This window comes from Lascolabacillus massiliensis (genome assembly GCF_001282625.1).
Taxonomy (GTDB): domain Bacteria; phylum Bacteroidota; class Bacteroidia; order Bacteroidales; family Dysgonomonadaceae; genus Proteiniphilum; species Proteiniphilum massiliensis.
In genome coordinates this window covers 299,770-313,890 of the sequence record NZ_CTEJ01000002.1, presented here as the reverse complement: position 1 = coordinate 313,890, position 14,121 = coordinate 299,770, and the positions used below count along the sequence as shown (strand labels likewise).

At 39.9% G+C, this 14,121-nt stretch carries 8 protein-coding genes; 4 read left to right on the top strand and 4 right to left on the bottom strand.

Annotated features, from left to right (window positions below):
* Positions 1–60: 60 nt before the first annotated feature.
* Entirely contained in the window at positions 61–1,818 is a 1,758-nt protein-coding gene (locus BN1354_RS06145; protein ID WP_053826536.1) for a RagB/SusD family nutrient uptake outer membrane protein, read from the bottom strand.
* 11 nt (positions 1,819–1,829) lie between these two features.
* Positions 1,830–4,769, bottom strand: coding sequence for a SusC/RagA family TonB-linked outer membrane protein (locus BN1354_RS06140; protein ID WP_082331547.1), 2,940 nt, complete (start codon positions 4,767–4,769; stop codon positions 1,830–1,832).
* A gap of 245 nt (positions 4,770–5,014) precedes the next feature.
* On the opposite strand from BN1354_RS06140, the gene BN1354_RS06135 reads away from it, so the two are divergent.
* The 4 genes from BN1354_RS06135 (at position 5,015) to BN1354_RS06120 (ending at position 9,782) form a co-directional block, all read left to right on the top strand.
* On the top strand, positions 5,015–6,154 hold the full coding sequence (locus BN1354_RS06135) for an alkaline phosphatase (RefSeq protein WP_053826535.1): 1,140 nt from the start codon (positions 5,015–5,017) through the stop codon (positions 6,152–6,154).
* Between the two features lie 166 nt (positions 6,155–6,320).
* Complete coding sequence (locus BN1354_RS06130; protein ID WP_231623082.1) at positions 6,321–6,737, top strand: Fur family transcriptional regulator; 417 nt, start codon at positions 6,321–6,323, stop codon at positions 6,735–6,737.
* A 15-nt stretch (positions 6,738–6,752) separates the two neighbouring features.
* Positions 6,753–9,152: a TonB-dependent receptor gene (locus BN1354_RS06125; protein ID WP_082331546.1), complete on the top strand. Its 2,400-nt coding sequence runs from the start codon at positions 6,753–6,755 to the stop codon at positions 9,150–9,152.
* A 78-nt stretch (positions 9,153–9,230) separates the two neighbouring features.
* On the top strand, positions 9,231–9,782 hold the full coding sequence (locus tag BN1354_RS06120; RefSeq protein WP_053826534.1) for a DUF4625 domain-containing protein: 552 nt from the start codon (positions 9,231–9,233) through the stop codon (positions 9,780–9,782).
* A 15-nt stretch (positions 9,783–9,797) separates the two neighbouring features.
* Here the strand turns inward: BN1354_RS06120 and BN1354_RS06115 are convergent, their stop codons facing one another.
* Together BN1354_RS06115 and BN1354_RS06110 are read right to left on the bottom strand one after the other, a co-directional pair.
* Positions 9,798–12,020 (bottom strand): GH92 family glycosyl hydrolase, encoded by a 2,223-nt coding sequence (locus BN1354_RS06115; protein WP_053826533.1) that lies wholly within the window; start codon positions 12,018–12,020, stop codon positions 9,798–9,800.
* A 48-nt stretch (positions 12,021–12,068) separates the two neighbouring features.
* Positions 12,069–14,105, bottom strand: a complete 2,037-nt coding sequence (locus tag BN1354_RS06110) for an OPT family oligopeptide transporter (RefSeq protein ID WP_053826532.1) — start codon at positions 14,103–14,105, stop codon at positions 12,069–12,071.
* Positions 14,106–14,121: the final 16 nt, after the last annotated feature.

The window sequence follows — 14,121 nt, the reverse complement described above, 5'->3', positions numbered from 1 at the left end:
AAAAGGTAAGCAAGTTAATCTTGCTTACCTTTTTTAATTACTATATTACCTTTCTTTTAATTATTGCTCAGTATCATATCCTGGGTTCTGTTCAATCAGGTGGTTACTACCCATTGCCTGAATTGGAATTGGGAAGCGGTTGTAGTGAGCTTTACCTGGTCCGTCGGCTGGTTTATCCCACCATGATTCGGTAGTGTATTTGTTCCAGCGGATAAGGTCTGTACGACGACGACCTTCGCCAATGAATTCAATCATCCACTCATCCAGCATTCTCCATTCGTCAAGGTTGCTTGCAGTTACAGGATCCGGATCTCCTTCCGGGAAGTAGCGTTCGCGTACTGTGTTAATTAAACTAGCTGCAGCAGCTTTGTCACCTGCACGTAATTTGCATTCTGCTAACATATAGTAAGCTTCTGCAAGTCTGAATACAGGTATATCAGGATTACCCTTTAATGTTTTCTCTGTTAACCATGGAGTTGGTGAGAACTTAGCCAGACGTACACCTGATGCCTCTTCTCCCCAGCGTGCACCTTCTTTTCCATGGTCTACTTCAGCTCCTGCCTGTGGGGTGATACGTGCAATCTGGTCAACAAGTACCAATACTTCATTAGGTTTAACCTGACGGTTTCCTCCATGACATGCAGCACCTGTTACAGGGTTGATCATCTCTCCAAAATAGAACATACCGCGCCATTTGCCTTCTCCTTCGTATGCATTTAGCTGTTTGCGAACATCATCTTCGTGGAACTTGGCAAAAGGACTTCCCAGGCGGTATGTGCCTTTTGAACTTGGATTGTCGCTTCCATATAAATATGATTTGCCTTCTACGTCGAGTGATGGTACGAGACAGTAACCATTGTTTCTGTTTCCAATCTCTCCATTGCTCCAGTATTCGCCCATTCCGTAGTGATTGGAGTGTGGACCGGTACTTCTTTCGCTGATTGCATTCTGACTTGGTACAGACCAGATTATCTCTGTTGAACGGTCGTTATCAAATCCGAAGATATTTGTCCATTCATTTTCCAATGCATAAGTGCCATACTTTCCATCAATGATATCCTGACAGATTGCTGCTGCTTCAGCATACATATCTTTTCTGATGTATGATTCTGCATTGAAATAGAGACGAGCTTTTAAAAGAGCTGCTGCTGCCTGATTGATAGCACCTGTTTCCTGTGCTCCAAGAACAGTTTTCTTAGGCAACTGTGGAATTGCTTCTGTAAGAAGACTATCGATGAATTCGAATGTTTCAACATCTGTTGCACGTGGCTTAATATCTCCCTGTGTGGAAGTATAAAGAGGTACACCACCAAACATATCAAGTCCGAACCAGTAGAAAAATGCAGATAATGTCTGCAGTTGCATCAATACAGCTTCACGGCTGCCTTCTGGGAATCCGAGAGCATCGAAATCAACATACTGATCGATATCATCCTTGGCACTCCATGCCTGAGCCACACCCATTGAGAATGCTCTCCATGCATCATATACACCGGGAGTAGTAGGAGTAAAATCGTGGTGATACATTCTTAAATAGTTACCTCCATCATACCAGTCATTATAACGTGATGGTACCAACATTTCATCTGTAGTGAACTCCTGAAGCATTATAAAATTTGAGTGTGCCTGATTATCGGCCATACACCATGCCCAGTGAGTGAAAGCGCGTCCCATTCTTTGGTACACCTTTTCTTGCGTGTCAAAGAACAATTCAGGTGTTGATTGCGAATAGTAAGTAGGTTCTACTTCGCATGATTTGAATACGGAAGAGATACCGACTACTGCTAATATTATTATTAATAATTTGTACTTTTTCATAACTGTGCCTTTTAGAAGTTTAACTGAAGACCAAAAGTGAATGTTCTGGTTTGTGGATAGATATTCCCTTTTCTTTCGATACCGGCATCCCAGCCTGTTATGTCAACTTCGGGATTTAAACCAGGGTATTTAGTGAAGGTATATACATTATCTCCTGTGAAGTAGAATCTGATAGAATTGAGCATATCAGTATACTTTCTCAACGCAAGTGTATAACCTAATGACAGGTTCTGAATCTTAAGGAAGGTTCCATCATAAAGGAAATAATCACTTGGAGAAGGACGACCGGTAATATGTCCGTTCTTTTCGATTGCATCGTAAATCATATTACCCTGTGCAACGTTTCTTAAACCATACTCAAGTTCGATTGCGTTATAAATATCGAAATCAATCCAGCTTGTAAGAGTCATGTTGAAGTCCCAGTTTTTATAGCCTAAGTTGTGGGTCCAACCTGCCATTACAGTAGGAGTGAAGTTTTTCTGATAAACGCGGTCATCAACTGTACCATCGTCAGAGAAGATAATATTATCATCTTTATCATAGATCTGGAATCTTCCTTCACTAACTCCTGCATAACGATACATGAAATAGCTTCCTACCTCTACGTTTTCTTCAATTCTGTGAGCATATTCAACCCAGTTGTTGATATAATCACCATTGATGTATGTCTGATCACCCCATAGAGAACCGATGAAAGTTCTGTTGTGAGTTAAATTCAATGATGTATTGTAGTTCCAGTTTCTTCCTCTTACAGGGTTTGCACCAAGTTCAACTTCCCAACCACGGTTGTTCATTGTACCGATGTTTTTATACATGCTTGATTCTGTATTAGGTGGTTGTGGTACCTCTACACTATATATCAAGCCTTCGATATTACGTTTGTATAAATCAATTTTACCATAAATTCTGTTATCAAGTACAGAGAAGTCGAGACCAACGTTCCACTCATGCTTTTCTTCCCAACCTAAGTCTCTGTTAAGATTGGTTGTTGCACCATAACTCATTGCCCAGTTTCCAGTAGGTAATAACCATCTTGTGTCTGAACCATACATTCTTGCTGCATAGTTAGCAGAGAACCCTTCGTTACCTGTGACACCATAAGCAACACGAAGTTTCAGGTCGTTTAGCCAGTCTACATCTTCAAGGAAGCTTTCGTTTGACATACGCCATCCTGCAGATAGTGACCAGAAGTTACCCCATCTGTTGTTTGCTGCAAATTTACTTGAACCTTCGCGGCGAACAGATGCAGTGGCCATATAAGTATCATTGTATGAGTAGTTTGCACGCATGAAATAGGCCAATAGACGCTCAGTAATATTCTTTGATGAACCCATTTGTGCAAGACCTTCAGTTAATCTTGTTCCTTCGCCAAGGTTCCAGAACATAATACGGTCGTTAGTGAAGTTACCGTTACGTGCATAGAAGTTGTCTCCATTTCTTTCGAAATAGCTATAACCTGCAACTGCATTTACAGTGTGTGGTCCAAACTCATTAAGATATGACAGGTAACCGTCGGTATTAAATAGTTCGGTTTTACTGAACTCCATTTCAGCCCAGCCTTTGCGACCTGCTCTGAGCTCTTCACGAGAGAACATTGAGCGGTAGTAATGTCTTTCCCACTGTCTGTTTTCATAAGCAAATGTATGCTGATATGAAAGACCTTCAACAGGGAGGATGTTCAATTTAAGTGATACATCAGGACGGAACCATTTATCCACCCCTTCGTCTGTTTTAAGAGCTGCTTCACCAATTTCGTTCATTTCGGTATTGTCACCAGTTGTCCAGATATTCCATCCGGTCTGGCTGTTTGGGTCGCGAACTGCCTGTGTAGGATTGGCACGCATGATACCTTCTATTGAAGGTTTGTTCTGATTACGTTTTGCCTGTCTGTAGCTTAAGTGTGAAGAAATATCAAGCCATCCGTTAAGCAATTTGAAATCAGTGTTGATACGACCAGCATAGTCTTCACGTTCGTCACCTCTGAGTACACCTCTGTTCTGGTCATACATCAAAGATGCAAATATACGTGCTGTTTCCTGGCCTCCCTGCATAGTAATTATATGTCTCTGAGAAGTTGGGTTGTCACTCAAAGCTTCATCCCACCAGTCGGTTTCATGTCCTTCGTCATTCTTTGCACCTTCGTAAGTTGCAATATAATCTTTTGCATTAAGAAGATCAGGTTTACCGAATGCTTTTTTAAACATTAACTCGCTGGTGTAATTTGTTTGAAGTTTACCTGTAGAAGCTTTCTTGGTAGTAACTAAAATAACACCACCTGTTGCTCTTGTACCATAGATTGCACCTGCAGAAGCGTCTTTCAATACATCGATTGACTGGATCTCTTCAGCTGCAAGAGAACGAATATCTCCACCCGGCATTCCGTCTATAACAATAAGCGGTGCACGTGATGTGTTAATTGAAGCCATACCACGCAACTGGAAAGTGTTTCCGGAGTTAGGACTTGCATTGCCGGACATAACCAATCCGGCAACCTTTCCCTGCAACGCATTGGCAATTGAAGAACCACCCACACCTTTTGGCAGATCGCTTGCAGAGAGTGAGGTAATAGAACTTGTAACCTGTTTTTTCTGCATTGTTCCATAACCAACTACAACTACTTCGTCAAGCAACTCAGTATCAGATGCCATAACGACATCAATTTGATTGCGTCCGTTAACAGGAATGATTTGTGTTACCATTCCAACATAGCTGAACTGCAGCGATGCGTTAGATGGAACATTATTTAAGGTGTAGTTTCCATCAATATCGGTAACAGTACCGATACTGGAATTGTTTTCCACCATAACGGTTGCACCGATAACTGACATACCTGTTGCATCAGTTACAGATCCAGTTACCGTAATGTTTTGGGCAAATAACCCAAAGGATACTGTCCACAATAAGGCAAACAGAAATCCTTTCCATTTGGAATTTGAATGTGATTTTTTCATTCTTTCACAATTTTAAATTAATAATCATTGTTAATACTTCTGGGTATCATATTATGTATTATGATATAAAATGGTTTTCTCTCTTGTCTTTCATTCTTAAAAATATGGGTTATTCATATTTTAGAATTTAAGATTTGATTGATTTTCGGCTTGCGAAGTTAGTGTACTTATACACATTATGCAAATTTTTATTTAATTTCGTGCCCCGACTTGATACACATTTACTTTTAAAAATAATTTTATATATGAAAACAAGAATTACCACGTTATTTTTCCTATTGATATTCATTTCCGGCTCTATTTATTCACAGCAAAAATCTTTTGAGGGCACAGAATCCAAATATCAAAACAGCAATTTCCATGATGTTAAGACATTCTCACATAAGTTTAAGTCTAAAAGACCAAAGAATGTGATTCTTTTGATTGGTGATGGAATGGGGGTGACACAAATTTATGCAGGTGCAACAGCCAATAAGGGTAAACTTTTTCTTGATAACTTCAAACATGTAGGATTCTCCAGAACTCAGTCGGCCAACCGCTACGTTACCGATTCAGCTGCAGGAGGAAATGCAATTGCTACCGGACATAAGACCAATAACTATATGATAGGTAAGGATGCTCAGGGCAATCCTGTTCCCTCAATTTTAAAAATTGCCCAGCAGAATGGTCTGGCAACAGGTATTGTTGTTACAACAAGCATGCTTGATGCTACTCCTGCCAATTTTGTGGCTCATGTTGATCATAGAGATATGATGCCAGAGATTGCAAGCCAGTTTGTATCATCAGATGTGGATGTCTTTATCGGTGGTGGTATTGAGCACTTCAATGATAGGGAAGATAATAGAAACCTGTTAGAGGAGCTTGCCCAAAAGGGTTATCAGGTGTATGACAATATTGAATCGATCAAATCAGTAAAAGAGGGTAAGCTTGCAGGTTTTCTTAAGGAGAACAAGGTAGATGTTAGGGGAAATCAGCTTGAAGAGACTACTGAGGTTGCCCTGGATATTCTGAATAACAGTAAAAAGGGATTTTTCCTTATGGTTGAAGGTTCAGAGATTGATGGAGGAGGTCATGAGAATGATATGAAATTCATGATAGATGAGATGCTTGATTTTGACAGAACTGTTGGAAAGGCGCTGGAGTTTGCTGAAAAGGATGGAAGAACGTTGGTGATTGTTACTGCTGACCATGAGACAGGAGGGGTAACCTTAACCGGTGGGAATATGGAGACAGGCGAAGTTACAGGGCGATTTACAACAGGTGGCCACACAGGAGTAATGGTTCCGGTTTTTGCTTATGGACCTGGTGCCGAATATTTTACAGGTATAAACGAAAATACCTCTTTCTTTAATAAGATCATAAATGTTCTTAGACTGAAAAAATAATCTGCAGGATAGAGATCAAGTCAAACAGATGAAATCAGAGAAGCGGTTGGGGAATGCCTTAACCGCTTTTTTTTTGCTGCATATTCAAAGTTAAAAAATGTAATATTCATTTGTATTAAATGTAACAGTGTTATATTTGCAACATTGTTGCATTACAATTGTTTTTATGATCACAGCAGAAGAGATATTAAGAAGACAGGATTTAAGGAGTACTGCCTGCAGGAAGTTTATAGTCAAGAGTCTACTCGAGAACAACAAAGCTATGTCGGAGAACGAGTTAAAAGGTGAATATCCTGAACTATTTGACAGGGTTACTTTCTATCGCACCTTAATAACTCTTGAAGATAGTGGTGTTATCCATAAGATTGTACTTAACGACAATAGTGTGAAGTATGCTTTGAACAATCATCATCACAATGAAAGTAATCTTCATTCACATTTTCACTGTGAAGAATGTGATGAGGTTATGTGTCTTGAAGGTAAGACAAAATTTGAAGCAGAACTTCCAGATAAGTTTGTTAGCCGCGAAGTATTTGTTGTGATTGAAGGTTGCTGCGCTGATTGTGCAGGCCATGTTAAATAACTATACTCCAATTTAATGAGGTTATCATTATCTTTTATATTACTGTTATTCAGTGTTAGTGCAGTTTTATCGCAGGTAGCAGATATCAGCAAAAGAATTGCTATAAGCGGAACTGTGCATGATGCTGACAATGGTGGTCGAATGGCTGCATCGACTGTTTCATTGCAACCTGCAAACAGACATGTTGAGACCGACAAGGATGGTTTTTTCAGCTTCGGGGATCTGGAGCCGGGGGACTACAAATTATCTGTGCAGTTTATCGGTTATGAGGAATTGACTTTACCTGTTTCGGCAGAAGAGGATACAGTTATTCATCTCTATTTGAAGCCTATTCATTTAACACTTTCGGAAATAATGGTTAGTGGAAAAAAAAGGAGAAATAGAGAGCAAATTTCAGCACTGGCAGTGAGGGAAATTGGGCGGGACTACCTACTAAGGAATAACTCCACTAATTTTGTGCAGACACTTGCTTCTATATCGGGTATCTCATCTATGGATATAGGAGCCGGATTTTCGAAACCTGTAATTCGTGGATTGGGATTCAACCGTATTGCAGTGGTTGATAAAGGAGTGGTACAGCAGAATCAGCAGTGGGGGGCGGATCATGGACTTGAAATTGATCAGTATGATGTTGATAATGTAAGGGTTCATAAAGGTCCAATGTCACTTTTCTACGGTTCTGATGCAATTGGAGGAGTGATAGAGATCATGCCAACGCAAATACCTGATCATGACCAGTTCTGGGGTGATATTACATTGATTGGAAAAAGCAACAACGATCTCCTTGGGACATCAGTTTCAGCAAGTAGAAAAAAAGGGAATATGTTTTATAGAGGCAGGGCAACTATACAGAGTTATGCCGATTATCGTATACCAACAGATACTATAGATTACCTCACCTGGAAAATGCCTGTATATGGGAGACGAATGAAAAACAGTGCAGGGAGAGAGTATAATCTTTCATTTTCTTCGAATTACAGTGATGATAACTTCAGCAGTTGGCTTCACTTGTCGAATGTTAATGCTAAAAACGGATTCTTTCCGGGAGCTCATGGTATACCGGCACTTAACAGGCTGGAACATGATGGTTCATACCGCAATATTGAGATGCCTTATTCTACATCCAATCACCTGAAAGTGATATCGAACAATGAGTGGAATATTAATAATAAAGGCAGGATAAATCTTGATTTGGGATATCAGAACAACCATCGAGAAGAGATGTCGCAGTTTCATACACATTACAGTAACCAGTTGCCACCAGCTGTGGATCCCGATCTGGAAATACAATTTATTTTAAATACTTACACAGCAGGTCTGAGGTATTTGAAAGATGAGGGAGAGAGGTGGTCAAAGATAATAGGTGTATCGGCAGAGTATCAGCATAACAGAGTAGGAGGGTACTCCTTTTTGTTGCCAGAGTTTGACCGGTTATCGGGTGGTGTTTTTTGGCTGAATAGTATTAGGTGGAGCGACAATTTAACACTTACAGGGGGATTAAGATATGATATCGGCAAGCTGGATATTTATAGATTTTATGACTCTGTACTAAGTGAATATTTATTAATGCAGGGATATGATGAGCAGGAGGCTGATCTGTATTCACAACGATCATCAGACATAAGCAGAACATTCAATGATCTCTCCTATTCAGCAGGAATTAGCTATGATTTTAATAAACGTCACTCTTTAAAACTAAATGTAGGCAGCAGTTTCAGATATCCCGGAGCAAATGAGCTATCGTCAAATGGAGTGCATCATGGAGCATTCAGACATGAGATGGGAAATGATGAACTTGAATCAGAAAAAGGGTTGCAATTGGATGCAGATTATCATTTCAGAGGCAAAAAGCTTTCAGTAACACTCAACCCTTTTATTACTTGGTTTAACAACTATATCTATCTGAACCCAACAGGAGAGTGGTCGGTCTTACCTCATGCTGGTCAGATCTACCGCTACAGTCAGTCCGAAGCATTTATGGCAGGTGGTGAAATGATTATAAGATATGATTTTACTAATAATTGGTCGGCTACTTCCGACTTTGAATATCTGTTTAGTGTTAATATGGAAGATAATTACCCCTTACCTTTTACACCTCCCGCAGCAGTTACAACCGACCTCACGTATTCAGATCTGGGCACAGGTTTGATCACACAATACTCATTCAGTTTAGAGAATCGTATGGTAATGGATCAGAACAGGATTTCAAGAAATGAAGAGATCACACCCGGAACCAGTTTATGGAATCTGTCTGCTAATGCACACTGGGATATTGGAGGCAGAAGAATTGTGACTCAGTTCAGGGCAGATAATATATTCAACAGAGCATATCTTAATCACTTGAGTTTTTACAGGAAACTGAATGCTCCCGAGCCGGGAAGAAATATTCAGCTGATTATTAAAATGATGTTCTGAAATGAATGAATGAGTATTGAAATTTAATGATTAGTGTTAATTTATTGTTTTAATGTTCTTGATGTGTTAAAAACAGATATGAAAAGATTTAAGTTTACAAGAGTTGCTTTCTTAGTGATAATTATATTTTCGGGATTTATTTCAGTCTCCTGCGATAAAATAGAAATAGATAATCAGAAGCCGGTTATAAAAGTAATTGAACCTTTTGAGGATGAGCATGTGAAACCTGGTGATGCGGTACATTTTAAGGTGGAGTTTTCGGATAACATAGCACTTGCATCATACAAGGTTGATATACACGGAGCATTTGATAACCATTCACATAATTCGACAGTTATGAGTACACGAGCTGCCACTGACAGCATAGCTTTTGAAAAGACCTGGATGGAGACAGAGTTTATAACTCTTGGTGAATCGCCAATAGCAGGTAAAAAGATTGTCACAGTGGAACATCAGCATATTGTAATTCCAACTACCATACGCAGAACGGTTAATGGGGTAATAGAAGAAATGCCCCTGAGAGAGGGGCATTACCATTTTATTGTTTACTGTACCGATGAATCAGGACAGGAGTCATTTGTTGTAAAAGAGATTTTTATCTCAAATGATGAGGATGGTCATCAACATTAACAGATAAATAAACTGTTATTGATTTGATGTCATGTAAAAGGTGAGCTCTCCACCATTCATTATATCATCATATGTGATAAATTTTTCTGTGTATATTGAACCATTCAGTTCAATCTTTTCGATATACATATTCTCCTCAGACAGGTTTATAGCATCAATTGTGAATGTTTTACCATTATCAAGGTTTAAAGTTGTTTTTGGAAGCTGCGGAGCACCAAATACCAACTCTCCGCTTACAGGATTAACAGGGTAGAACCCCATAGCAGAAAACATGTACCAAGCGGACATCTGACCGCAATCATCATTTCCTATTAATCCATCAGGCTTGTTCTGATAAAAATTTTTGCAGATCTGACGAATCAGTCGCTGAGTATCTTCCGGTCTGTCTAAATACATATATATGTAAGCGATGTGGTGACTTGGTTCGTTTCCGTGGGCGTATTGACCAATAAGTCCTGTTACATCAGATAGTGTGCCTGTTGACTCTTGTTCTGTTGTAAAAAGGAAGTCGAGAACCTTACCAGCTTCCTCCTTTCCACCCAGTAACTCTATAAGTCCCGGAATGTCCTGTAATACATGCCATGTATATTGTAGAGCATTACCCTCGGTATAATGACCACCAATATTTGAGTCGGCATGCGCCAACCGGTAAGGGTCGAAAGGAGTAAGCCACTCACCTTTTGAATCCTTGGGTCTCATACTATTGGTTTCGTTGTCATAGTGATTCTTGTAATAACCTGAGCGATTCATGAAGAATTCATAATCTTCGGTTTTACCCAGCTTCTTTGCCATTAGTGCTGCACAGTAATCATCAAAGCCACTTTCGAGTGTACGTGAAACAGATTCCACCTTAAACAGATCGTATGGATAATAACCATACTTGTCATACTCTTCCCAGCCTGCATTCTTATGCTTGCCCTCGGTCAGAGATTTCTTTATTTCGCTGTAAGCTCTTTCTGCATCAAACCCTTCAAATCCTTTCAGGTATGCATCAACGACCATAGGAATGGAGTGGTTTCCTATCATGGTGAAGGTCTCCTGTCCCATTAAAGCCCAAATTGGCAGATGACCCTTCTGCTCACTGAACTCCAGCATATTGTTTACAAGATCATTGATGATTTCCGGACTCAAAATAGTGTACATTGGAAATGCAGCACGGAAGGTATCCCACTGCGAAAGAGTTGAGTAAAATTTACCAGTTGGTGATTGTGATATCTTTCCATTTGGACCAACATATTTTCCATCCACATCAGCGATATTGTTTGGCTGTATATAAAGGTGGTAAAGAGCAGTGTAGAAGTTGGTTTTATCCTCATCTGTTCCTTCTATTGATACCTTTGAAAGATATCTGTTCCACTCTTTTTTTGCATCCTTATAAACATCATCAAAACTGCGTTCTTTTCCTTCTGCAGCAAGGTTTGACTTTGCACCTTCAATTCCTGTTGTAGACATAGCTACTTTAGTGTTCAGGACTGAGTCGTTGCCCAAATCAAAGTTCAGTATATATCGAGGTGCTTTCTCACGTGGATCCCTCTGTTCAAGAAGCTCTTTCGAGACTATAGGTTTATCGAACTCAATAACGAAGTAATATGTGCGTTCTGTCCATTCACGGCGACGAGTATAACCTGTTATAATATAATCGCTTTCGAAATTCACTACATTTTCAAGCACATGAGTGGATATACGATCTTTACTCCATACCAGTCCACTCTGGAAATCAGCCAGCAGACCAGCTGTTTTATCTGCATTGAATGTATAACGATGAAAGGCAACATGAGGTGCAGTGGTTACTTCAACCTTAACATCGTTGTCGGTAAGTACAACAGAATAATAACCTGGAGTGGCAACTTCGGTTGACTTGTTAAAAGTGCTGCTCAGATCCTCACGTTTTTCACCCGAGAAAGGTTGCAATAGGAGATCGCCGAAATCCACAATACCAGTACCATTTAAACGGTTCTGTGAAAATCCGTTGATTTTTTCATCGTCATAGAAATAACCTGAACAGTAATCCCACGAGAAATTTCCCGTTTCCGGACCCGGTTGCATAAAACCCAAAGGGTAGGTGGCCCCGGGGAATGTATGCCCTGTGAATGCCGTCCCGATAAATGGGTTTACATATTTAGTAAGATCCTCATCTCCATTAATTACATCACTGTTTTGACTTGTACAACCAATACCTGTTATTGTGATGTAAAGAGTCAAAAGGACTAATAACGAAAATAATAATGTTTTTCGCATAACTATATCTTTTCTTTTACCTTAATTAAACCCACAAAGGGACTGTCATTATTCAACCTTTGCTCTTTTGGATTCCCATACAAAATAGATTACCAGTGCAGTAAATGCAACCAGTGCAGCAATTTGTGCTCCAACACCATCAGGATCATTCCACAATCCAAAATTAAGAGCATTTGAGTTTCCTGTAATAAATATTATTAATGCGCCGATTACGCCAAAGAGAGCTGCTCCTGCAATAAAGCCGGAGGAGATAAGTATTGCTCGCTGGTGACGTGCATTGGTTAGCTTTGGATCTTTACCTTTCTTATTAATCATGTGATTAAGTAATCCACCTACAATAAGAGGGGTGTTTAACTGAATTGGAATAAACATACCAAGAGCAAATGCGAGAGGTGATACCCCAAGCCAGTTTACAAGGATTGCAATTACAGCTCCAACTGCAAGCATCATCCAGCTTACGCCACTGCCAGCCATGAGAGGTTCGATGATTGCAGCCATTGCATTTGCCTGAGGAGCAACCATTGGGTTTGGGTTTTCCGGAGATAGTACGAAACCGTAAGCTTCGTTAAGTATATAGATTACAGCACCTACTGTAGCTGCAGATACAAGCGTACCGATAAATTTATATGACTGCTGTTTTGCAGGAGTTGAACCAATCCAGTAGCCTATTTTAAGGTCGGTAACAAACCCACCTGCCATAGAGAGCGCAGTACATACTATACCTCCGATAATGAGTGCACTGACCATACCTTTTGGTCCACCAACACCTACACCAACAAGTATAACTGACACCAGGATAAGAGTCATAAGAGTCATACCAGATACAGGGTTTGAACCTACTATCGCTATGGCGTTAGCAGCTACAGTTGTGAAAAGGAATGAAATAACACCAATTGCAATTAATGCCACAACTGATTGTGTGGGAGTGATTTCTACACCTACCAGAAGAAATGTGAAGACTGCTAATAGGGCAAATAGCAGAAATATAGCAACGACACTCATTTTAAGATCACGATCAGTTCTTTTTGTTGTCTGTTCATGAGAGCCTGTAGCAACTTTTTTCCCTGTTGCCATAGAGAATGCCGTTTTTATTGAATCCGACGATTTGATTATACCAATTATACCCGCCATTGCAATTGCACCGATACCGATATTTCTGACATAGCTGTTAAATATCATTTCTGCAGACATTGCTTCGAAAGGATTAATGCCACCAACTGCAACTGCACCAAGTACACCTATCTCATTTACCAGAGGTACCAGTACAAGCCAGGATAGTAGAGACCCACATACTATAATAAGTGCATATCTTAATCCCACGAGGTATCCGAAACTGAATATGAGTGAGCTTACATTGAATTTAAATACCATTTTGTACTTGTCGGCCAGCACTGCACCTGCAGGAATTATCTTAGATGTAATTACCTCACTCCATAATCTGAATTGAGCAAAGCAAAAATCAAACAGTCCCCCAATAACCCCACTTACTACCAGTAGCTTGGCCTTATTGCCACCTTTCTCTCCTGTCATAAGTATCTCCGTTGTAGCAGTTGCTTCAGGGAATGGCAGTTTGCCATGCATATCCTTTACAAAATATTTGCGGAACGGAATAAGAAACAGGATTCCCAGGATACCACCTAAAAGAGATGCAAAGAATATCTGCCAGAAATTAACCTCAATCTCGGGGTATTTTGCCTGAAGAATATAAAGTCCCGGTATAGTAAAAATTGCACCAGCAACAACTACTCCTGAAGAGGATCCTATTGACTGAATAATTACGTTTTGACCAAGTGCATTTTTCTTTCTTAATGCAGCTGATACACCTACAGCAATAATTGCAATGGGAATGGCAGCTTCAAAGACCTGACCTATTTTAAGTCCTGAATAAGCTGTTGCGGCTGAAAATATTATTGCCATGATTACACCCATTACAAGTGAATAGCCTGTTATCTCTGTAGCAGGTTTATCTGCGGGCAAAATAGGATTATACTCCTCTCCCGGTGCCAATTCCTTGTAAGCATTTGCGGGAAGTTCGGTTACTTTGTTTTCCGGATTTTCTTGTTTTACTTGCTCTTTTGATTCCATTTTTTTAAGTTGTCTT

Bases quoted from the DNA above. Each gene is read 5' to 3' on its own strand.
- BN1354_RS06130 (WP_231623082.1), top strand. From the start codon at position 6,321: ATGATCACAGCAGAAGAGATATTAAGAAGACAGGATTTAAGGAGTACT.
- BN1354_RS06110 (WP_053826532.1), bottom strand. From the start codon at position 14,105: ATGGAATCAAAAGAGCAAGTAAAACAAGAAAATCCGGAAAACAAAGTA.
- BN1354_RS06125 (WP_082331546.1), top strand. From the start codon at position 6,753: ATGAGGTTATCATTATCTTTTATATTACTGTTATTCAGTGTTAGTGCA.
- BN1354_RS06140 (WP_082331547.1), bottom strand. From the start codon at position 4,769: ATGAAAAAATCACATTCAAATTCCAAATGGAAAGGATTTCTGTTTGCC.
- BN1354_RS06145 (WP_053826536.1), bottom strand. From the start codon at position 1,818: ATGAAAAAGTACAAATTATTAATAATAATATTAGCAGTAGTCGGTATC.
- BN1354_RS06115 (WP_053826533.1), bottom strand. From the start codon at position 12,020: ATGCGAAAAACATTATTATTTTCGTTATTAGTCCTTTTGACTCTTTAC.
- BN1354_RS06120 (WP_053826534.1), top strand. From the start codon at position 9,231: ATGAAAAGATTTAAGTTTACAAGAGTTGCTTTCTTAGTGATAATTATA.
- BN1354_RS06135 (WP_053826535.1), top strand. From the start codon at position 5,015: ATGAAAACAAGAATTACCACGTTATTTTTCCTATTGATATTCATTTCC.